The organism is Bacteroidales bacterium, assembly GCA_016709865.1.
In the GTDB taxonomy this organism is placed as follows: domain Bacteria; phylum Bacteroidota; class Bacteroidia; order Bacteroidales; family VadinHA17; genus LD21.
Map to the genome: position 1 here is coordinate 388,882 of JADJLX010000003.1, position 22,475 is coordinate 411,356.

Genomic DNA, 22,475 nt, shown 5'->3' on the forward strand with positions numbered 1-22,475 from the left:
ACACAAAACATAATACAATGGACGGATTCAGCTACAATAACATTTTTGAGACAAAAGGAATTGAATATCTGATTATAATCGCATTCCTTATTTTAATAATACCTTTCTGGATGGTTATAAACAAACAGTCCGGAGTTAAGGTGAATATAAAGAAAGCAATTGGAGCACTTACAGCAGGTATCCTGAGGATACCTAAGGGACTCTTTTACAGCAGCAACCATACATGGGCGCATTTGCAGAAATCTGGCAATGCCCTGGTTGGTCTCGATGATTTCCTGATGCATATCACCGGCGAGGTCAGGTTCAGAAACCTGAGAGACCGCGGCGACTATATTCAAAAAGGAGAGATAATGGCAGAAGTCATTCAAAATGGTAAGACTCTTAAAATTGCATCTCCCTTATCAGGCGAAATTGTTGATCTGAATTCATTGCTTGATGAGAATCCCGGTATTCTGAATGAAGATCCATACGGCAACGGCTGGGTGTACAGTATAAAACCGGATGACTGGAAAAAGGAAACCAGTACTTACTTTCTGGCTGATGAGGCTGTTGACTGGTCTAAAAAGGAACTGTTAAGATTTAAAGATTTCATGGCACATTCTGTGAAAAAATACAGCCCTGAAACATCGATGGTAATCCTGCAGGATGGCGGCGAATTATGTGACCGGCCACTTTCAGAACTACCTGAACCGGTATGGCAGGATTTTCAAAAATCTTTTTTAAATTAGAACTTTGGAAATATGAACTAATCACAGGCATAAAATGGGTTTGTCAGGTAACAGAACACCCAATGATAATAAGTTAAAATCAATACTTGTAAAGTATTTTAGTTTTCGTTCTTCAATATACAGCAGGGTAGTCTATATCATAACTGTATCATCTGTTATTCTGTTTGTCTCTTTCGGTATAATATTCAGATCGGTATACGAACAGAATCTTAATACTGTTATCCGGCAAAACGGGAACAACGTGGGCTCTATTGTTGAGGGATCTTTATATCATTCCATGCTGCAGAATGATAAGAGCACACTTCAGAGTACCCTTGACATAATTAATACAATGTCGGGGATCGACGATGTGAATATGTATGATGCAAAAGACAGCCTTGTTTATTCCTCGTTCTCATCAGATATAACAACACATACCGATCCGAACTGTAAAAGCTGTCATCCCGATATCCAGTCGATGTTTCCGAGGAATGAAAAATCCTACAGGATTATCGACCTCGACAGTGAATGCAGCATGAACAAGAATGATAATAGTCAGCGGCATCTGTTGATAAGATCTCCTATTCTGAATGAAAAATCCTGTTATACCGCTTCATGTCACGCCCATCCGGAGAGCGATGTTGTTCTTGGATCACTAATTATCAAACTTCCGCTTTCCGACCTGGATGAAGCAGTAGCCAGATCTTCTGCAAAATTTTATTTGCTTGCAACAATTATAACCATCCTTCTCGTCTTCTCACTGATTTTGTTTACAAGGAAAAATATAAAAGATCCTTTAAATGAGATTATTAAAGCCAGTGTTGCCGTTTCCAATGGTAATAAAAACACCCGACTGGAAATCAAACCGAACCAGCTTAACGATATGAGGATGGTTTCTCAGGCATTTAATAATATGCTCGATAATCTTCAGTCAGCTACCGAAGAGTTGCAGAACTGGTCACAGCAGCTTGAATATAAAGTCCAGAAGAAATCTGAAGAATTGGGAGCTGCCCAGAATGAATTGATACACATTGAACGGATTGCCTCGCTTGGCAAGTTATCATCGTCGGTAGCTCACGAGATAAATAATCCTCTTTCCGGCATACTAGTATATACTAAGCTTATATACAAGCAATTGAGCGACCCTGAGCTTTATGCTTCCAAAAGAGATTCGATGTTAAAGCATCTTAAACTCATTGAAAATGAGACAAAAAGATGTGGTGAAATTGTAAAGGGACTTCTTGATTTTTCGAGAAAAGAGCAGGAAGATTTTGAGTCAAAGCATCTGCATAAAATCCTTCAGGAGACATATGAGCTGATGACACATCCGATAAAAATCGCCAACATAAACTTCTTAACAAACTTCACAGCAAAATCTGACCTTATTTTCTGCAGTCCAAACCAGATAAAACAGGCGTGTGTAGCTATCCTTGTTAATGCCTCTGAGGCGGTTCTTGAAAATGGCGAGATAATAATTTCAACAAGTAATCCGGATAGTGATACTATTAAAATAGATATTTCAGATAACGGAATCGGTATTCCGGAGGATGATCTTCCACACATCTTTGAACCATTCTTTTCAACAAAGCAGGATACCTCCGGAATAGGACTGGGTCTTGCAATTGTTCATGGCATTGTTAAGAGCCATAATGGCACTATTGGGGTTAAATCGGAACTTGCAAGGGGAACCACAATATCCATAACACTCCCTGTTATAAGGACTTAAGAAGATTAAACTATGACAAAAAAGATTTCGATATTAATTGTTGACGATGAAGAATCAGTACGAGATTCATTGTTCAACTGGTTCATAGAGGACGGATATCATGTGGCAGTTGCAGAAAATGCAAACAAGGCCCTGTCGATGCTTGAATCTGAGAGTTTTGATATCATTCTTGCCGACATCAAGATGCCCGGAATGGATGGACTGGAGATGCTCCGGAGGATCAAAATACTAAAATCAGAGTCAATAGTCATTGTTATGACTGCTTTTGCAACTGTTGATACTGCTGTTCAGGCACTTAAAGACGGAGCATTTGATTATGTAACAAAACCATTCGATCCTGACGACCTGTCTCATCTGATCAGAAATGCTTCAAAACAGATAACTCTTTCTGAAGAGAATGAGAGCCTTCGTACAAAAGTCCTTACACTCGAGAATGTTGAAGATCTGATTGGAGAAAGTGAGCCAATGAAGAGGGTACTGAAGGATATTGAAAATGTGGCACAATCTAATTCCTCGGTTGTTATTACTGGTGAGAGCGGAACTGGCAAAGAGCTGGTAGCGAAGGCTATACATTCTAATTCATCACGTAAGTTCTTTCCCCTTGTGAGTGTCCATTGCGGTGCATTAACTGAAAGTCTGCTTGAGAGCGAACTGTTCGGACATGAAAAAGGGGCATTTACTGGAGCTATGTATAACCGGAAAGGCCGGTTTGAAATGGCCGATAACGGAACAATATTTCTTGATGAGATTGCAACGATATCGATGAAAATGCAGATAGATCTTCTGCGCGTTCTCGAGACTAAGAAATTCACCAGGGTTGGTGGCAACAAAGAGATCTCCTCAGATTTCAGGGTAATTTGCGCAACAAACAGAGATCTTAAAAGTCTGGTTGAAAAAGGATTATTCAGAGAGGACCTTTTTTACCGTCTTAATGTTGTAAATATTTTTGTGCCCCCTTTGCGCGAGAGAATTGAAGACATCCCTTTACTTGTTGATTATTTTATCAGGAAGTATTGCCTGTCGATGAATAAGCCTCCGTTAACAATCGATTCCTCCGCATTAAAACGGCTGGAGGAGTTTAATTTCCCGGGCAATGTCAGAGAGCTTGAGAATATGATCGAACGTGCTATTGTTGTTGGTAATGGAAAGAAGATCACACTGAAAGACCTTCCATTGGAAAAAACAATGATAACCAGCTCTGTTGAGAGCCTTGATGACCTTGAGAAATCACATATTTATATGATATTGAATAAATACAGCTGGAACATCTCCAGGGCAGCAAAAGCCCTCAAGGTTGACCGGGTAACTCTCTATAATAAAATCAGCAGGTACGGATTAAAGCCTAAAGAATAGTAATAGCCGATACTCTTAATTCTTAAATGGATCTGCAAAATATAACATTGATCTCATTCGGCTATTTCGAGGATGGTTTTCTTGAGAATATCGCCGCTACAGTGACCCACGAATTACATTACCCCGTAATTATTAAGGAGGGCCATATTGATATCACTGAATTTTACGATCCCGGACGTCGTCAGTATAATGGAAACAAGCTGCTTAAGGAGGTTGATTCTATGTATGCTTCCGATTCATGTAAGACTATTGGCCTATTTAACGTCGATCTTTTTATTCCTATTCTTACATATATTTTTGGACAGGCATTTCTCTCGGGCAGGACTGGTATAGCCTCATTGTACAGGTTTAGCAATGAGCGTTATGGAATGGGTGCTGATGATAAGCTGGCTGCTGAACGCTTCAGAAAAGAGATTATCCATGAACTGGGCCATACCTTAGGATTAATACATTGTCATGTTTCAACCTGTGTTATGCGATCCAGCACATATGTTGAAGACATAGACCTTAAAAGTGTCAGCCTGTGCAATAAATGCAGGAGTGATGTGAGCAATAACCGATTATCCTGATTTTTGTTGGTAAAATAATCAATTTGTACTAATTTTAACTTCTCTAAAAATATCTGATCTTCTTTGCATGGATCTGACCCGCCGTATTCGAGACAAAATGATGAAAGAACGCCTTATGTTTGTATACAGGGGCGTTGTTACAACTGAAAACTCGGTCCCTCTGCTTATGCTTCTGGAGAAAGAGATGGAGAATTCGGAATTTGGATTCGTGGGCAGAAAACGGCTTTTCATGTTTGTACTTGAAAGTCTGCAGAATGTTACCAGACACAGCACTCAGAACCAGCACGCCGATATGTCACTTGTTGTCTATTCAAAATCAGGGAATGGATATACGGTTACCACCGGAAATGTGCTCCCAACATCAGCCATCAAGGACCTCAAATTAAAGCTCGATGAGATCAATAGTCTGGAAACCAAAGAGATAAGAAATGTTTACAGGCAGATGCTCAGCACCTCTGAATTCAGCAGCAAGGGGGGGGCCGGTCTGGGCCTGATAGAGATGGCTAAAAAGACAGGCAATAAGCTTGACTACGACTTTGTTAAACTTGACAACGATTACTCATATTTTATTCTTAGCAAAACTGTCGATTCAGGTGGTGTCGGATCGCATTTCGGTACAAATGAAAAACCATTTCATGGTAAATCAGTCTCACAGCTTGAAAGACTGATGGCCGAGAACAGTGTTTACCTCATCTGGTCGGGACATATCTCCCCGGATGTGGGAAAAGAGGTTCTCTCATTTACTGAGACAAAACTATCTGAAGATGATGTTGAGTCAAATCTGAAGAAAAGAGTGTTCAGCATTCTTGTCGAAATACTCGAGAATGTAGCCAAGTATAGTCCGGGAAGGGAGCCTGAAGAAGAATTTGGAATGCCGGTGGCAATGATCAGGCTGATTGATAAGGTATTCTCTCTCACAACAGGTAACCTGATCCTTAATGATAAGGTTGAACATCTTAAGGAAAAACTTGACACTATTAATAAATACGATAAGATTGGACTGAAAGAACTCTTCAGAAAATCCCTCTCTGGTCAGACTATAACCACTGATAGCACAGGTAATATGGGGCTTATCGATATGGCCCGGAAATCGGGCAGCAAACTGGTATATCAGTTTGAAAAGGTGAACGACACCTATTCTTATTATACTCTTACTGTAAAGGTTGAGGACAGGGGAGATTAGTCGAGAAGCCTGAAGGAGAGCTTGTTTTTATCCCATTCTGCAAAACTTCCGTTTCGTATCCAGTCGCCCAGGAACACTATTTCAACTCCTTCCTGAAGTTTATAGCTCATTGCCAGGTGCCTGTGACCGAATATGAAATAATCGACTTTCTCAGTCTGAAGGACACTTTTTGCATACCTGATAAGATCCTCTTTATCTTCGCCAAGGAACTCTTTTGTAATTCCTTTTCCCAGCCTTGAACTTAGCGACCAGCTGTGTCCGATACCCATTCCTATTGAAGGGTGCAAGGCAGAGTACATAGCCTGGAGGGGTTTATTTCGGAATATGGAAAGAAGTATTTTATATCCCTGGTCTTTTGTTCCAAGACCCTCTCCGTGTGCGAGGTGGATCTTCTTGCCATCGAAGATTTTTGTAACCGGTGAAGTATGCACTATTACACCGCACTCATTTACAAGATAATCACCGACCCACATATCGTGATTCCCTGTAAAAAAATGAACAGGGATACCAGAATCTGTTATAGCTGAGATCGTACCCAGAAACCTTGTAAATCCTTTTGGGACAACTAGTTTATATTCCCACCAGAAGTCAAAAATATCACCAAGAAGGTAGATTTCTTTAGCATCGGGTGTGATTGTATTTAACCACTTTACAACCCGCTTTTCTCTCTCAATGGGAGGTGCTCCTGCGGGTAATCCCAGGTGAAAGTCTGAGGCGAAATATATTTTTCCGTTATCGGCCAAATTACACGCTGTTAATTTAACAACTGATCAAGTTTTATCTGCAATGATTTACCGTGAAGATTCGTTCCGATTATCTTTCCTTCTTTGTCGAAGAGATAGTTTGTAGGTACGGCTTTTACATTAAACAGAACCACATTTACCGGATTTGCCGGGTCATCCTCCCTGGTGCTTATCCAGGGCAACTCATCGAATTTGACGGCTGATTTCCAGGCATTTTCATCTTCATCAATGTTTATCTGGTAGATCTCAAAGCCTTTATTTTTATAAATTTTATAGTATTGTTTCAGCTGAAGGTTTTCATTTACACATTCCTGCGATCTTATTGACCAGAAAGTTAAAAGGACATATTTGCCTTTCAGAGAGGAGAGAGCTATCCTTTTTCCATCAGTGTTTTTCAGATCAGGGTCGAGCTTGGTAGGAGGGAGATCTTTTGCAATCTCTTCGAGTTTGCTGACATACATATTATTCATCTCCTTGGAAAAGTCCCTTGACAGTGCCTGAACATGTTTGGACTTAGGATAATGCAATGAAAGAGAGTCAGTTACAATTTTCATAAATTGCAGATCCTTAGGATCGTAAAGAACATAGGCTTCAGGGCTGAACCTCTGGTAAACTGCCTTAATAGAAGCAAGGGAACCTGTATTTTTAATGATGAAATCAATATTTTTCATCCTTTGTTCCATCAAAACTTTATTATACTTCTCCTCAAGGAGAGGTCCGGCAACATCGAATCCTGGTTCCTTTGATGCTTTAGCATAGACAGTACTAAGCGAGTCAAGTTTTCTCTTTGTATCTGCTAGGGTGTTGTCGAGATACTGAAGTTTTTCCGATCCTTCCGATCCTTCGACACTGTATTTTTCAAACAGGGTTTTTCCTTCAAACAGGAGTTTTATCTTTTCACCTGGTTCAGCAAGAATCGTAATAAAGTCTGATTCAGAGAAGCCAATCTGGTAAAAATCAGCGTCAGTCGCTTTAACACTGAACCTGAATTCTCCCTTACTGTTTACCTTTGCCGAGTCAATAAAAACAAGGTTGTCAACTTCCAGCCTGTTTAAATAGATCTGCTTTTTGGTTTCTCCTTTTATTACTCCTGTTACAGAAAATTTTGACTTATCCTGACATGATGCCACAATAATAATTAAGGTCAGGAGAAATAGAATCCTTTTCATTAAAGTTAGTTTTACCGTTTTTTCTTTCAAATATTATTGTTTGAAGATTTCTGCAAGCTTTTCCTGTAATTTCTCTCCTCTGAGGTTTGATGCTATAATCTTACCATCCTTATCGAGAAGAAGATTTGTAGGGATGGATTCAATTTTATAAAGAGGAACAACTACCGAATTCCAGTATTGAATATCGCTGACATGGATCCATCTTTCCAGTTTGTCATCTTTTATACCTTTCATCCAGGCTTCTTTGGTTTTGTCGAGAGATACCTGGTAAATCTCAAATCCCTTTTTATGATAGAGATCGTACGCTTTCACGAGATTAGGGTTTTCCATTCTGCAAGGACCGCACCATGCTGCCCAGAAATCAAGAAGGACTATTGATCCTCTTGTTGACGAAAGTTTAATTGTATCTCCGTTTGGCGAGGGAAGAGTTATCTCAGGAGCTTCGGCACCGCCACCTGTAACCGGAGGAACTTTCATATTGGCAGGCATACCTGCTATGAATTCTTTTACCTGAGTGTGGAGCATAGTAACTGGCTCATATTCAGGATACGTGCTGAAAAGAGATGAATCAACTTTCATAAAATATTTCATGTCCTCAGTAGGATTGAGCACATATACATTTGGTGCTACCTGCTGGTATAATGCAATAAGGCAAACCAATGATGAGATGTTCTGGTCGATATAGTTTTTAGTGTAACCGTTGATCTCAGTAAGGTAAATGTTGGCGAGACTGTCGAGTGATTCAATAATTTTTGGCAGCTGCGGATTTTCCGCATTCTGCATATAGATGTTATTGAGGCTGGTCAGTTTATTAATCGTCTTTCTGAGATTTACATTATACTCAGCCATTAGTTCCGTCCCCTTTGAACCGGTTACTGACCCGGGAAAGTTCAATGAATCATATTTTGCCTCGACAGACACTTTTTCCCCTGGTTCAACAAGCATGGTCAGGAAGTTTTCATCGCTGACTTTTATGAGATAAAATGCAGGGTTTTTAATATCTATCTTAAAATCAAAAGTACCTTTGTCTGAAATCACCACTGAATCAACAGTTGCAAGATTATTTGCTTTCAACTCATCAAGAAATACATACGCACCTTTAACCGGGTTAGTAAGAGTCCCCGAGATCTGAACCGAATTGTTTTTACATCCGGCAAATAAGATGATCGCAAATAGTAAAAGAAATAGCTTTCTGTACATTAATTAAAGTGTTAATTGATAATTATTTTAATAATTTGAAGTGCAAAGTTATTCTTTTTTTTATCCGGCACTACTTTTATGAAATTTTATTACTTTTCTTTGCCACTTTTCCTGCAGTTTGCAATCTTCAGGAATAATTGTTATCTTACATAGAATTTTTGAAAAAAACAAATTGTAACTATATGAGTTATATTAAGTTCGAGAAAAGTCAGGTAGTAAATCTTGAATATTCTTTAGCCAGGGAAGTGATCAGGACTAACAGAGCCGGCTCATATTCCTCTACTACCATTGTTGGCTGCAATACACGCAAGTATCACGGATTGCTGATTTGTCCTGTAGATGAGTTTGGAGGTGAGAGATTTGTCCTCCTGTCCGCACTTGATATTACTGTTGTAAATAATGATAAAAGCTTTAATACAGGAATAAGAAAGTACAAAGGTGATTATTTTAACCCTAAAGGGCATAAGTACATTGAGGACTTCAATGCAGATAATATCCCGTCGAGGGTATACAGGGTGGGAGGGGTTATGATTAAACAGGAAAGGCTTCTTGTTCATTATGAGGAGCAGTTCCTTCTCAGAATAACTGTTCTGGAAGCCTCTGAGCCCATGGTCCTTCAGTTACGTCCTTTTCTTGCATTCAGGAATATCCATCAGCTTACTCATGCAAACCTGGCTGCTAATACAAAAGTAGACTTTATTGAAAACGGTATCAGATCGAAAATGTATGAAGGATTCCCTTATCTGAATATGCAGTTTTCCGCAAAGGCTGAGTTTATACCTGTTCCTGACTGGTATCTTGGTGTTGAATATCCTGAAGAACAAAAACGCGGATATGATTTCTCCGAAGACCTTTTTACTCCCGGATTCTTTGAGATCAAAGCCAAAGAGGGGGACGAGATAATCTTTTCTGCTTCAACAAAGGAAGAAAAAACAGCCGGACTAAAGCAGAAGTTTGCAAAGACTGTTACCGGAAAGATACAAAGAGACAGTTTCAAGAATTGTTTAAGGAATGCAGCACAGCAGTTCGTTGAAAAAAGAGGCGGTAAAACTCTTATCATTGCAGGATATCCCTGGTTCGGAGCCTGGGGAAGAGACACCTTTATTTCTTTACCGGGAATTGCTCTCGCACGACATAAACTGGCTCTTTATAAGGAGGTATTGAATACACAGGTTGAACGGATGAAAAACGGTCTCTTCCCAAATATGGGTGAAGAAAGTAATCCGGCATTCAATACAGTAGACGCTGCACTTTGGTTTTTCTGGGCAATACAGCAGTATGTTGAGCAGGGTGGCACAGATGCATGGGAACTGTATGGCGAAGCCGCAAAATCAGTACTTAATGCTTATAAAAGCGGCACGTCATATAATATCCATATGAGAGATAACGGACTTATTTATGCTGATGCTCCGGGCAAATCTCTGACATGGATGGACGCAGTTGTTCACGGAGTGCCTGTTACTCCAAGAAGAGGCTATGATGTAGAGATTAATGCACTCTGGTATAATGCTGTATGTTTCTCACTTGAAATGGCCCGCTTAAATAATGACAAAAAGTTCATTAAGGAATACGAAAAATTGCCTGAACTAATTAAGAAATCATTTCTTGAGATTTTCTGGGATCCCAGACTTAACACATTAGCTGATTATGTAAATGATACTGAAGGTGTCAACCTGTTCGTAAGGCCCAATATGGTCATTGCAGTATCAATGCCCTATTCAATGCTTGATAAGGATCAGATGAAAAGCATTCTTGATGTGGCTGATAAAGAGCTTGTTACAATAAGAGGGCTCAGAACATTGTCTCCCAGGAATAAAATGTACAAGGGAGTCTATAAGGGAAGTCAGGAGGAACGGGATAATGCTTACCACCAGGGAACTGTATGGCCATGGCTCTTTGGACCATTCTGTGAAGGATGGCTGAAAGTCTATGGGAAGCAGGGCGTTCAGAAGGTAAAGAACCTTATATTCGGACTTGAGGCTGTGATGAATGAGCATGGAATAAGTACAATTTCTGAGATATATGACGGAGATCCTCCTCATGCACCCCAGGGATCAATTTCCCAGGCATGGAGTGTTGGTGAGGTATTGAGAATTATGGATCTTCTTGAAACAAAGTATTCGAACTAATAACTGAGGTAGCATATGCGAGTGTTAATGTTTGGATGGGAATTTCCTCCACATATCTCCGGGGGATTAGGTACTGCCAGCTATGGTCTGACCAAAGGCATGGCTACGCTCGATGACCTCGAGGTGATCTTTGTGGTTCCAAAGGCATGGGGAGACGAGGATCAGAGTATGGTGAGGCTTGTCGGGGCAAATAAAGTGCCGGTAGCTTTCAGAAAGGTCTTTTACAAAGGATTCAGATACCCGCTGGAAAAAATTGAAGTCTCCTCAAAAATTGTACCCTATACAGATCCTGAAGATTTCTGGAAAGTAGCGAGGTCGGAGGTTTCCGGATATAGCCTTTTTATTCAGACAAACAGCAAGGGAACAGTCGACTTCTCCGGACGGTATGACGGTTCACTAATGGATGAGATCAATAAATATGCTGTTGTTGCCTCTGTTATAGCCGAGGAGAATGAGTTTGATGTGATACACGCTCACGACTGGCTTGCTTATCCTGCCGGTATGGCAGCAATGGAGGTTTCAGGTAAACCTTTGGTTATACATGTGCATGCCACCGACTTTGACCGCAGCGGCGGAAATGTTAATCCTGATGTTTACCGGATTGAGAAAAGCGGGATGGATGCCGCTTCCAAAATTATCACGGTAAGCAACTTAACCCGCGATATAGTTATAAACAAATACAATATTCATCCCGATAAAGTAGAGACGGTTTATAATGCTGTTGAACCTGTTAAGATCTCGGAAAACCTTACTATTCATAAAGGTTTTGATGAAAAAGTGGTTACATTCCTCGGCAGGATAACAATGCAAAAAGGACCCGAATACTTCATTGAAGCAGCATATAAAGTGCTGAAAGTTATGGATAACGTGAGGTTTGTTATGGCTGGTTCAGGCGACATGATGGAAAGAATGATGAGGAGGGCTGCAGCTTTAAAAATCACTGACAGATTTCACTTTACCGGATTTCTGCGTGGTTCCGATGTTTTCAGAATGCTCGATATGAGCGATGTATATATTATGCCATCAGTTTCAGAGCCGTTCGGAATATCTCCTCTGGAAGCAATGCAGTCGAATGTGCCGGTAATCATAAGCAAACAATCGGGTGTAGCGGAAATCCTTACTCATGCAGTTAAAACAGATTTCTGGGACATTGATGCAATGGCCGATGCAATCTATGGTATCCTTAACTATCCGGCTCTCTCCAACATGTTCATAAAGAACGGGAAAGAGGAGGTTATAAGGTTAAAGTGGGATAATTCAGCACGACATGTTCGTGATATATATTACAGGGTTACCGAGAATAATAAGAATTAAGATATGAGTGTTTCTACCAAAAAAGCAATTTGCCTCTATTTTCAGGTTCATCAACCTTTCAGGCTAAAAAGGTACAGATTTTTTGACCTTGGACATGACCACTATTACTATGATGATTACTCGAATGAATCAATCATGAGAAAAGTGGCAGATAAATGCTATATCCCGGCAAATAAGATAATTCTGGAACTTATCCAGAAACATAAGGGGAAGTTCAAAGTTACTTTCTCACTTTCCGGGCTGGCTATTAACCAGTTCAGATTATATGCTCCCGAGGTTCTCGAATCCTTCAGAGAGCTTGCCCAAACAGGCATGGTTGAGTTCCTGGCCGAGACCAACTCTCATTCCCTCTCGTCAATAAAAAGCAGGAGCGAATTTGAACGTCAGGTCAATAAACATAAAGAGATGCTCAGGGAATTCCTTGGATATGAGGCAACATCTTTCCGTAATACCGAATTAATATATTCAGATTCAATAGGATCGTGGGTTGCAGATATGGGATTCAAATCTATAATGACAGAAGGTGCCAAACATGTTCTGGGCTGGAAGAGTCCCAATTACCTGTATTGTAACGCACTTAATCCAAGGCTTAAAGTACTTCTCAGAAATTTTGTTTTAAGTGATGATATTGCATTCAGGTTCTCAAACAGAGATTGGATAGAATGGCCTTTAACCGCAGATAAATACGCTTCATGGGTTAACAAGCTTGCTTCAAAGAGCGAACTTTTGAATATATTCCTCGACTACGAAACTTTCGGTGAACATAACTGGAAAGAGTCAGGAATATTCGATTTTCTTTATCACATGCCTGGTGCAGTACTGAAGAAAACACCATTCCGTTTCATGACACCTACGGAAATAGCTGATACACTTCAGCCTGTTTCCGCTATAAGCATTCCTTCTCCTATATCATGGGCTGACGAAGAAAGAGACATCACTGCCTGGCATGGAAATGAGCTTCAGGTAGCAGCCCTTGATAAACTCTACAGTCTTGCCGGAAAAGTAAACCGTTGCGAGGATGAGACTATAAGAAAGGATTGGGACTATCTTCAGTCCAGTGATCATTTTTACTACATGGCAACAAAGTTCTTTTCCGATGGAGCAGTACATGCTTACTTCAACCCATATGAAACGCCATATGATGCATTTATGAATTATATGAACGTACTGAGCGATTTTGAAATCAGGCTGAAAAAATGGTTCCCCGATACAGCTGAGCAGGATCAGATATTCAAACTTGGTGCCCAGGTTATTGAAAAGGATATGATTATTGAGGAGCTTACTGTTCAGGTAAAAAAACTTGAAAAAAAGATAGGAAAGGTCAAACCGGAAGCTAAAGCTGCAAAAAAGCCGGTTGTGAAAACAGCTGCAAAAGCAAATAAAAAGGAAAAAAGCAAGGCTGCTGTGAAACCATTAACAGTAAAATCAACTGAAGAGAAAACTGTTAAGAGTCCTGTCAAAAAAACTGTTACCAAAAAAGTGGTGAAGAAAACTAAAACTCCTGTAAAGAAAATTACAGCATCAAAAGCTAAGAAAAATTCGTCTGCAGCGACTACTTTAAAAAAGAAAAAAAGTACAAAAACTAAGTAATTATCTGAAACAAATAAAGACATAAGATGAAGGTTGATTTTATATTTGAAACCAGTTGGGAAGTATGTAATAAAGTAGGCGGAATACACACAGTTATATCTACAAAAGCGCTCAAAATTGTAAATGAAATAGGTGATAACTATATACTTATCGGACCAGATGTCTGGAGGGAAGATGTTACTAATCCTGAGTTCATCCCTGATGAGACACTGTTTGCCGACTGGAAATGCAGTGCAGCAGCAGAAGGATTAAGAGTTAAGACAGGAAGATGGAACATTGCAGGCAAACCTATTGTCATCCTTTTGGATTTCACACCATATTTTGGACAACAGAATGAGATATTTGCCGGATTCTGGGAAACATATAAACTTGACAGCATCTCTGGTCAGTGGGATTATGTAGAACCTGCACTTTTCGGCTATGCTGCCGGTAAACTTATTGAGAGCTTCACTTCATTTCACCATGGACATCACAATATAATCGCTCAGTTTCACGAGTGGATGACTGGTACCGGGGTCCTTTATCTCGAAAAATTTGCTCCTTGGATTGCAACCTCATTTACATCACATGCTACAGTACTGGGCAGGTGTGTTGCCGGAAATAACCGCCCGCTGTATGGCAAAATGGAGAGTTATAATCCGATACAGATTTCCCGTGAATTTAATGTTATTGCAAAGCAGTCGCTCGAAAAGATCTCCGCTGCAACCGCTGATGTTTTTACAACGGTAAGTGAAATAACATCAAGAGAGTGCAGTCATTTTCTGGGTAAGAATGTTGACATTGTAACACCTAATGGTTTTGAGGATTCATTTGTCCCAGCAAGTGACAGGTTTGACGGGGTAAGAACTAAAGCAAGGTCGGCTCTGAAGAATGTTGCTGAAGCCGTTCTTGGATACACACTATCAGACGATTGCCTGTTTGTTGTTAACAGCGGAAGGTATGAATTCAGAAATAAGGGGATCGATATTTTTATTGATTCGCTCGGAGAACTTCAAAAGGAGAATAAGATTAAGAAAGAGTGCGTTGCCTTCTTCCTGATTCCCGCATATCATAAGGGACCACGTCAGGAAATAGTTGATATACTTAATAATAACGGAACAACACATAATGGTGACAGATATCTGACTCATAGCCTGCATTATCCGCATACCGATCCTGTTTTGCAAAGAATTGTAACAAACAATATACACAATGGTCAGGATTCAAAGGTAAAGATCATCTTTGTTCCATCTTACCTGAATGGTAATGACGGAATTTTTAATATCCCGTATTTTGATCTTTTGATCGGATTTGACCTGTCTGTATTTCCTTCATATTACGAGCCCTGGGGATATACTCCACTTGAGAGCCTAATGTTTTCTATACCCACTGTAACCACTTCACTCTCCGGATTCGGATTATGGGTTAAAACATACTTTACAGATCCGGGAAATGGTATTGCTGTAATTGAAAGGACCGACGACAACGAAGCTGAGGTAATTGATAAGATCAGGGCCTTCATGTCGATGTTTATCAGTCTCAGCGATAAAGAAATACTGGAAGCCAGAAAAAAAGCTCACGAAGTTTCGAGAATTGCAATGTGGGATACCCTGGTTGATCACTATTTCTATGCATATAAAATGGCTCTTGAGAAAAGCAGTGAAAGAAGAGATGAGCCAAGAGAATTTGCACAATTTGTTGAAGCCCCGGGTTTACTTTCGCGCAAACCTCATCAGGTACCTGTCTGGAAAGACATTTATGTTCAGAGCGATGTTCCGGAGAAACTGGCAACACTCAAGGAACTGGCAGATAACCTGTGGTGGTCGTGGAACTTTGAAGCTGAATTACTTTTTAATAATATGGACCCGTCTCTCTGGGAACAGGTGAAGCATAATCCTAAGCTTTTGCTTGAGAAGATTGATTACAAGAGACTTATGGTTCTTGAGGACGATGATGAGTTTACTGCAGAACTAAAGAGGATATATGATCTTTTCTGTGTTTACAGGGATCGTCCGGATGATACTACAAATCCATCCGTTGCCTATTTTAGCATGGAATTTGGTATTCACCCATGCCTTAAGACTTATTCGGGAGGATTAGGAATTCTGGCAGGAGACTATCTGAAGGAGGCAAGCGATTCAAATCTGAATATCACAGGAATAGGCTTACTTTACAGATATGGCTATTTCAAGCAGAAGCTCGGACCACGGGGTGAACAGTTACCTGTTTATGACGCGGAGGAGTTTTCAAGACTACCTATCAACCCTGTAAAGGATGCCGATGGCAATCATATGGTAGTCAGCCTGGTTTGGCCCGGAAGACCTGTAAAAATAAGGGTTTGGGAAGCGATGGTTGGAAAAGTAAGGCTTGTTCTCCTTGATACTGATTTCGATGATAATTTGCCGGAGGATCGCACTGTTACTCATTACCTCTATGGTGGGGATAACGAAAACAGGCTGAGGCAGGAGCTTATTCTTGGCATCGGAGGAATAAGAGCTCTTGAGGCTATGGGAATACATCCCGATGTCTATCATAGCAACGAGGGTCATTCAGCATTTATTAGTCTCGAAAGAATGCGGTTGCTGATAATCGATCACCATCTGACATTTAATCAGGCACTTGAGGCTATCAGATCATCAACACTTTTTACCACACATACTCCGGTACCGGCAGGACATGATGCATTTGATGAAGATCTGCTTCGTAAATATATTTCGCATTATCATAGCCGTTTGTCTATCTCCTGGGAAGAACTTATGGCCCTTGGTCAGTGTGAAGGCGATAATGATAAGAAATTCAATATGAGTTATCTGGCTACCCGGATGTCTCAGGAAGTGAACGGTGTAAGTAAACTTCATGGGGAGGTGAGCCGTGGGATGTTCAATAAACTGTGGCCCGGATTCCTTAAGGAAGAGTTGTTTATAGGGCATGTTACAAATGGTGTTCATCACCCTACCTGGACTGCACCTGAATGGAGAGAGATTTATACAGAGCTTACCGGTAACATAAACTTTGACCAGACCGACAGGAATCTCTGGGAAAAGCTCTATACAGTAGAAGACAAAAAGATCTATGAGGTTAAAACCCATCTCAAGAAGAAGCTCTTCTCAAATATAAGAAAGCGTCTTCAGTCGGATATGATAGATAAGCATGTGAGTCCGCGTACATTATTGAATATCAGCAATCATCTCGATGAAAAAGCGCTGACAATAGGATTCGCAAGAAGGTTCGCAACCTATAAAAGAGCATCTTTGCTCTTCAGAGATCTCGACAGGCTTGACAGGATAGTTAATAATCCTGAAAAACCGGTTCAGTTCATTTATGCGGGTAAGGCTCATCCGAACGACGGAGGCGGACAGGATCTGATCAAGAGGATCTTTGAAATATCTCAGATGCCCCGGTTTACCGGTAAGGTAATCTTCCTTGAAAACTATGATATTGAACTTGCCAAGTATCTTGTAAGAGGTGTCGACATCTGGCTTAATACACCAACAAGACCTCTTGAGGCCTCGGGTACAAGCGGTGAAAAAGCCGTTATGAATGGTACAATACATTTTAGTGTCCTTGATGGCTGGTGGGTTGAGGGATACAGGGCGTTTGCAGGATGGGCTTTACCAAAGAAGAGGACCTTTGAAAATCAGGATCTTCAGGATGATATTGATGCTGAGACCATTTATAATATGCTTGAATATGAGATAGTACCGGCTTATTATGCATTCAACGACCAGGGAGTCCCTGTTGAGTGGGTAAGTCTGGTCAAGAATACAATGGTTAAGATCGCTCCGGAGTTTACAATGAAGAGGCAGATTGACGATTATTATGAGAAGTATTACTCAAAGCTGTACCAGAGAAACAAATACCTGATCAGCAATGATTTTGAAAAGTCAAAAGAGCTTGCTGCCTGGAAGCAGACAATGAGGGAAGAATGGGATAATATTGAGGTTATCAACTATAGCTTTGAAAAGGCCGGTGAAAATGTTTACAGGTCAGGTCACGATTATACAGCAGAGATTGCTCTTAATGTTAAAAACATTCCAAAGGAAAATGTTGGTGTTGAGTTCATTATTACACATATGGGCAAACATGGAGAGCATGAGTTTGTCGCGAGTGAAGAGTTTCAGCTTGTAAGCTGCAAAAGTGGCAAGTGTCTTTACCGTGCAAACCTTGTTCCGGAAAAGGCAGGTTCTTTCTTCTACGGAATCAGAATTTATCCAAAGCATCCCGATCTTCCTCACAAACAGGATTTTGCCCTGTTGCGCTGGATTGATTAAAGATCAGTTGCCTTTCTTACAGGCTCGCGTTTGAAAACGAGTCCTGTTCTTGACGGCAGATATAAATAAAGGTATAAAGGAGCATTTATAATGTTCCTTTCTGCTTTTTTAATAGACAGGTATAATGGTTTTCTGTCAATCCTGTTAAATCCGCCAAACAACTGATCGTCTGTATCAAGAACAATCCTGAAACGTCCATGAACCGGTATCCCGTAATCAGTGAATGACAGTGTAGGGTGGAAATTAAATACAAATAGCAGATCTCCTCTGATGAATGCAATTACCTTGTCGCTGTTATTCTCATAAATTCTTTCAACCACCGGATGATTTAGTAAATTATGAACCTGATTAAGCTTGACCATTTCGCGGTCAAACTTTCCTAGGTTGTAGTACTTAAGCAATTTATTTTCAGCCAGATTCCATTGCCTGCGGGCAAATTTATAACTCCAGTTATTTCCTTCCCTCGGAAAATCAATCCATTCCGGATGTCCGAATTCATTACCCATAAAGTTCAGGTAACCGCCTCCTGATGTGGCGAAGGTTATAAGCCTGATCATTTTATGGAGAGCAATGCCCCTATCGGTTGTAAAAGTATGAACTGACTTCTCCATGCATGAATACATCTCTGCATCGAGCATTCTGAATATAAGCGTTTTATCGCCAACAAGTGCCTGGTCGTGAGACTCGCAGTATGAGATTATCTTTTCCTCCGGACGGTGTTGGGTTAATTCATACATCAGCTTGCCCATATCCCAGTTCTCATCAACAGTCTCTTTTACCAGTTTTATCCAGTAATCAGGCACTCCCATAGATAACCGGTAATCAAAACCAAAGCCTTTCTTCTCTGTCTCTGATGCTATGCCCGGCATTCCGCTCATCTCCTCAGCAATTGTAAGGGCACCGGGTTTATAATTATGTATCAGTTTATTGGCCAGGTAGAGGTAGATAAGTGCATCTTCATCCTGATTACCATCGAAATATTCATCATATGAGGTAAAATTCTTCTCGAGGCCATGATCAAAATAGATCATACTTGTGATCCCGTCGAAACGAAATCCGTCAAACTTATATTCTTCAATCCAGTACCGGCAGTTGGAGAGGAGAAAATGAATCACATTATCTTTTCCGTAATCGAAACAGAGTGAGTCCCAGGCTTTGTGATATCTCCTTTCATTGGAATGAAAATATTGTCCGGGATTACCATCGAAGAGTCCGAGTCCTTCATTAATATTTTTAACAGAGTGGGAATGAACAAGGTCCATAATTACCCGTAATCCTTCAGCATGTGCTTTATCTACAAGTTCCTTTAATTCCTCAGGTGTACCAAACCTTGATGAGGCAGCAAAAAAACTGGAAACATGGTATCCGAAAGAGCCATAGAACGGGTGCTCCTGGATTGCCATAAGCTGAATTGTGTTATACCCCGATTTTTTAATACGCGGAATAATGTTATCGATGAATTCACGGAATGTCCCGGTTTTTTCCTCCATCGTAGCCATTCCGACATGTGCCTCATATATAACAGGTGCACTCTTTTCCGGGGTAAAGTTCTTCTTTATCCATTTATACTCTGCTTCGGGATGCCATACCTGGGCACTGAAGATCTTGGTCTTATCATCCTGAACAAGTCTTGTGGCATAAGATGGAATACGTTCTCCTTTTCCGCCTTCCCAGAGAACAGACAGTTTGAACAGATCGCCATGCTTAAGGGAGCTGACCGGCAATTTTAATTCCCAGTCGCCATTGGCATTTAACCTTTTCATGCGGAATTCTTCCTTCTCTTTCCATCCGTTAAAGACTCCTATAAGGAATATACTTTTTGCATTTGGAGCCCATTCCCTGAAAACCCACGAATCGCTACTGCGGTGTAAACCGTAATAGTAGTGTCCCATGGCAAAATCCGACAATGAACCGGTTCCTGTCAGATGTTTCTCCTTAAGAAGGCATTTCTCTATACGTTTTTCAATAGTATCAGTATAAGGCTTCAGCCATGAGTCGGTATTATAGAAAGGTGCCGGATTCATTCGGATCAGATTAAAAGATATCTTTCTATAAAAGTACAAAAACTAAATCATTATATTGTTCAATTTCAATGGGCTTTGCTATTTTTGCAACTTAATATTCTTCTATGATAATTCATTATGGATGTGAGAGTCTTAATCTGGGTTCACCCGTCGTGACTCTTGGGATTTTTGACGGAGTTCACCGCGGACACATGACTCTTTTGTCAAGTCTCGTTTTAAGGGCGAAAGAGGCAAACGGGGAATCGGTTGTTATTACTTTCTCGCCACATCCGCGACTAGTTCTGTCGAAAGACCAGGCTGATCTCATGTTTCTTACAACTATGAAGGAAAAACAGGTACTTCTTGAAGGTGCAGGGATTGACCATCTGATAGTACTTGATTTCAGCGAGGAGTTCAGCAGAATGAATGCATGTGATTTTGTGAGTGAAGTTCTTGTTGACAAAATCGGAACAAAACATCTGCTGGTTGGGTATAATCATCACTTTGGAAGAAGGGGAGAGGGTGATTTCAATACAATAGTCCAATGCTCGGAATCATTTAACTTTAAAGTAGAACAGGTGCAGGGTTTTCAATCAGAGGAGGGAGCAATCAGCTCATCAATTATCCGGAAAGCACTGACTGAAGGAAGGCTTGATGCGGCGAACTCCATGCTGGGTTACCCATATTCTCTCAGCGGAGAGGTTGTACCGGGAAAGCAGCTTGGCCGCTCACTCGGATTTCCTACTGCCAATATAAAACCCGATGATAAACATAAACTTATTCCCGCAAATGGTGTTTATGCTGTGGAGGTCATGATAAAAGGAACAGAATATAAGGGGATGCTGAGTATAGGTACAAATCCTACAGTAAATGACAGTTCTGCGGACAGGAGTATTGAGGTAAATATTTTAAATTTTGAGAAGGATATTTACGGAGAGAATATTACAATAACATTTAAGAAATGGCTACGAGATGAAATCAGATTCAACAATGTATCTGAACTTACGAGACAGATGGAGATAGATAAACAGGATACAATCAGGTTGCTGTCACATAAATAACAATAGTTTTATTATCTTTGCAGACTTAAAAACAGATAAATATATGAACGTAAAAGTTGATCCAATGCATTACCAGGTTAAAGATATATCGCTTGCAGATTTTGGAAGAAAAGAGATTGAGATTGCTGAGAAAGAGATGCCGGGACTTCTGGCTATCAGAAAAAAATATTCAAAGGAGAAGCCTTTAAAAGGTGCCCGTATAACAGGTTCTCTGCACATGACAATACAGACAGCTGTTCTTATTGAGACACTTGCTGAACTCGGAGCAGATGTACGCTGGGCTAGCTGTAATATTTTCTCAACACAGGATCATGCAGCAGCTGCTATAGCTGCGAAGGGTATTCCTGTATTTGCCTGGAAAGGCGAAACTCTTGAGGAGTACTGGTGGTGTACCGCTCAGGCTCTGACTTTCCCCGGCGGGAAAGGACCACATCTGCTTGTTGACGATGGAGGTGATGCTTCACTAATGGTTCATCTAGGATATAAGGCAGAGAAAAATCCTTCAATACTCGATAAAAAAGCTGAGAACAGGGAAGAATCAATAATTCTTGCGACACTGAAAGATCTGCTTGTGAAAGAGCCGGGTAAATGGACACGTGCAGTGAAAGATCTTAAGGGCATTTCAGAGGAGACTACAACAGGCGTTCACAGGCTTTATCAGATGATGGAAGCAGGTGAATTACTTGTTCCTGCTATCAATGTTAACGATTCTGTTACCAAATCAAAATTCGACAATCTTTATGGTTGCCGCGAATCGCTTGCCGATGGTATCAAGAGGGCAACAGATGTGATGCTTGCAGGAAAAGTTGTTGTAGTTTGCGGATACGGAGATGTTGGTAAGGGATGCGCAAAATCGATGAAGTCGTACGGCGCTAGGGTAATAGTTACCGAAATCGATCCTATATGCGCACTTCAGGCTCTGATGGAAGGCTTTGAAGTAAAGACAATTGAAGATTCTCTGGATGAAGGTAATATATATGTTACTGCAACAGGAAACAAAGATATTGTTACTGTAGAACATATGAAGAAGATGAAGGATCAGTCAATAGTTTGTAATATCGGCCATTTTGATAATGAGATCCAGGTTGACAAACTGAATGCATTGAAAGATGTAAAAATGATAAATATCAAGCCTCAGGTTGATAAATATGTGTTTCCTGACGGTCATTCAATTTTCATGCTGGCAGAGGGAAGACTTGTGAATCTAGGTTGTGCAACCGGACATCCTTCATTTGTAATGAGTAACTCATTCAGTAATCAGACTCTTGCACAGATTGAACTCTGGACCAAGAAATACGAAGTTGGTGTTTACAGGCTTCCGAAAGATCTCGATGAAGAGGTTGCCCGTCTGCATCTTGGTCAGCTGGGTGCTAAACTGACTATCCTTACTAAAGATCAATCAGATTATATTGGAGTTAGTCAATCAGGACCTTACAAACCTGATCATTACAGATACTAAATCAATTAACCACGAAGGA

At 40.5% G+C, this 22,475-nt stretch carries 15 protein-coding genes; 11 read left to right on the top strand and 4 right to left on the bottom strand.

Annotated elements, in window-relative coordinates:
• Positions 1 to 17 precede the first annotated feature (17 nt).
• The 5 genes from IPJ16_07240 to IPJ16_07260 all read left to right on the top strand — a co-directional run bounded on the left by IPJ16_07240 (position 18) and on the right by IPJ16_07260 (position 5,538).
• Positions 18 to 728 (top strand): hypothetical protein, encoded by a 711-nt coding sequence (locus tag IPJ16_07240; GenBank protein MBK7626984.1) that lies wholly within the window; start codon positions 18 to 20, stop codon positions 726 to 728.
• Between the two features lie 34 nt (positions 729 to 762).
• On the top strand, positions 763 to 2,433 hold the full coding sequence (locus IPJ16_07245; GenBank protein MBK7626985.1) for a HAMP domain-containing protein: 1,671 nt from the start codon (positions 763 to 765) through the stop codon (positions 2,431 to 2,433).
• Between the two features lie 12 nt (positions 2,434 to 2,445).
• Positions 2,446 to 3,786, top strand: coding sequence for a sigma-54-dependent Fis family transcriptional regulator (locus IPJ16_07250; GenBank protein ID MBK7626986.1), 1,341 nt, complete (start codon positions 2,446 to 2,448; stop codon positions 3,784 to 3,786).
• Between the two features lie 26 nt (positions 3,787 to 3,812).
• Positions 3,813 to 4,355, top strand: coding sequence for an archaemetzincin family Zn-dependent metalloprotease (locus tag IPJ16_07255; GenBank protein ID MBK7626987.1), 543 nt, complete (start codon positions 3,813 to 3,815; stop codon positions 4,353 to 4,355).
• Between the two features lie 97 nt (positions 4,356 to 4,452).
• Positions 4,453 to 5,538, top strand: a complete 1,086-nt coding sequence (locus tag IPJ16_07260) for a hypothetical protein (protein ID MBK7626988.1) — start codon at positions 4,453 to 4,455, stop codon at positions 5,536 to 5,538.
• Here IPJ16_07260 and IPJ16_07265 read toward each other — a convergent pair.
• The 3 genes from IPJ16_07265 to IPJ16_07275 are packed head-to-tail and all read right to left on the bottom strand — an operon-like array spanning position 5,535 to position 8,650.
• Positions 5,535 to 6,281: a UDP-2,3-diacylglucosamine diphosphatase gene (locus tag IPJ16_07265; GenBank protein MBK7626989.1), complete on the bottom strand. Its 747-nt coding sequence runs from the start codon at positions 6,279 to 6,281 to the stop codon at positions 5,535 to 5,537. The genes IPJ16_07260 and IPJ16_07265 overlap by 4 nt on opposite strands.
• A gap of 11 nt (positions 6,282 to 6,292) precedes the next feature.
• Positions 6,293 to 7,450 (bottom strand): redoxin domain-containing protein, encoded by a 1,158-nt coding sequence (locus IPJ16_07270; GenBank protein MBK7626990.1) that lies wholly within the window; start codon positions 7,448 to 7,450, stop codon positions 6,293 to 6,295.
• A gap of 33 nt (positions 7,451 to 7,483) precedes the next feature.
• Complete coding sequence (locus tag IPJ16_07275; protein ID MBK7626991.1) at positions 7,484 to 8,650, bottom strand: AhpC/TSA family protein; 1,167 nt, start codon at positions 8,648 to 8,650, stop codon at positions 7,484 to 7,486.
• Between the two features lie 182 nt (positions 8,651 to 8,832).
• Between IPJ16_07275 and IPJ16_07280 the strand changes: the two genes are divergently transcribed.
• The 4 genes from IPJ16_07280 to glgP are packed head-to-tail and all read left to right on the top strand — an operon-like array spanning position 8,833 to position 17,933.
• A complete protein-coding gene (locus IPJ16_07280) occupies positions 8,833 to 10,779 on the top strand; it encodes a glycogen debranching enzyme family protein (protein MBK7626992.1) in 1,947 nt (648 codons plus the stop codon).
• Between the two features lie 15 nt (positions 10,780 to 10,794).
• Positions 10,795 to 12,093 (top strand): glycosyltransferase, encoded by a 1,299-nt coding sequence (locus IPJ16_07285; GenBank protein ID MBK7626993.1) that lies wholly within the window; start codon positions 10,795 to 10,797, stop codon positions 12,091 to 12,093.
• 3 nt (positions 12,094 to 12,096) lie between these two features.
• Positions 12,097 to 13,683: a polysaccharide deacetylase family protein gene (locus IPJ16_07290; GenBank protein MBK7626994.1), complete on the top strand. Its 1,587-nt coding sequence runs from the start codon at positions 12,097 to 12,099 to the stop codon at positions 13,681 to 13,683.
• 26 nt (positions 13,684 to 13,709) lie between these two features.
• Complete coding sequence (gene glgP / locus IPJ16_07295) at positions 13,710 to 17,933, top strand: alpha-glucan family phosphorylase (GenBank protein ID MBK7626995.1); 4,224 nt, start codon at positions 13,710 to 13,712, stop codon at positions 17,931 to 17,933.
• On the opposite strand, the gene IPJ16_07300 is transcribed toward glgP, so the two are convergent.
• Positions 17,930 to 19,957, bottom strand: coding sequence for an alpha amylase C-terminal domain-containing protein (locus IPJ16_07300; GenBank protein MBK7626996.1), 2,028 nt, complete (start codon positions 19,955 to 19,957; stop codon positions 17,930 to 17,932). The two genes, glgP and IPJ16_07300, sit on opposite strands and share 4 nt — an antisense overlap.
• Before the next feature lie 104 nt (positions 19,958 to 20,061).
• Between IPJ16_07300 and IPJ16_07305 the strand changes: the two genes are divergently transcribed.
• Positions 20,062 to 20,997, top strand: a complete 936-nt coding sequence (locus IPJ16_07305; GenBank protein ID MBK7626997.1) for a bifunctional riboflavin kinase/FAD synthetase — start codon at positions 20,062 to 20,064, stop codon at positions 20,995 to 20,997.
• A 43-nt stretch (positions 20,998 to 21,040) separates the two neighbouring features.
• Entirely contained in the window at positions 21,041 to 22,456 is a 1,416-nt protein-coding gene (locus IPJ16_07310; GenBank protein MBK7626998.1) for an adenosylhomocysteinase, read from the top strand.
• The last annotated feature ends 19 nt before the right edge of the window (positions 22,457 to 22,475 follow it).

Excerpts from the sequence above, each read along its gene's own strand:
- IPJ16_07255 (MBK7626987.1), top strand. The coding sequence starts at position 3,813 with ATGGATCTGCAAAATATAACATTGATCTCATTCGGCTATTTCGAGGAT.
- IPJ16_07245 (MBK7626985.1), top strand. The coding sequence starts at position 763 with ATGGGTTTGTCAGGTAACAGAACACCCAATGATAATAAGTTAAAATCA.
- IPJ16_07285 (MBK7626993.1), top strand. The coding sequence starts at position 10,795 with ATGCGAGTGTTAATGTTTGGATGGGAATTTCCTCCACATATCTCCGGG.
- IPJ16_07270 (MBK7626990.1), bottom strand. The coding sequence starts at position 7,450 with ATGAAAAGGATTCTATTTCTCCTGACCTTAATTATTATTGTGGCATCA.
- IPJ16_07260 (MBK7626988.1), top strand. The coding sequence starts at position 4,453 with ATGATGAAAGAACGCCTTATGTTTGTATACAGGGGCGTTGTTACAACT.
- IPJ16_07290 (MBK7626994.1), top strand. The coding sequence starts at position 12,097 with ATGAGTGTTTCTACCAAAAAAGCAATTTGCCTCTATTTTCAGGTTCAT.
- IPJ16_07310 (MBK7626998.1), top strand. The coding sequence starts at position 21,041 with ATGAACGTAAAAGTTGATCCAATGCATTACCAGGTTAAAGATATATCG.
- IPJ16_07305 (MBK7626997.1), top strand. The coding sequence starts at position 20,062 with ATGATAATTCATTATGGATGTGAGAGTCTTAATCTGGGTTCACCCGTC.
- IPJ16_07240 (MBK7626984.1), top strand. The coding sequence starts at position 18 with ATGGACGGATTCAGCTACAATAACATTTTTGAGACAAAAGGAATTGAA.
- IPJ16_07280 (MBK7626992.1), top strand. The coding sequence starts at position 8,833 with ATGAGTTATATTAAGTTCGAGAAAAGTCAGGTAGTAAATCTTGAATAT.
- glgP (MBK7626995.1), top strand. The coding sequence starts at position 13,710 with ATGAAGGTTGATTTTATATTTGAAACCAGTTGGGAAGTATGTAATAAA.
- IPJ16_07275 (MBK7626991.1), bottom strand. The coding sequence starts at position 8,650 with ATGTACAGAAAGCTATTTCTTTTACTATTTGCGATCATCTTATTTGCC.
- IPJ16_07250 (MBK7626986.1), top strand. The coding sequence starts at position 2,446 with ATGACAAAAAAGATTTCGATATTAATTGTTGACGATGAAGAATCAGTA.
- IPJ16_07300 (MBK7626996.1), bottom strand. The coding sequence starts at position 19,957 with ATGAATCCGGCACCTTTCTATAATACCGACTCATGGCTGAAGCCTTAT.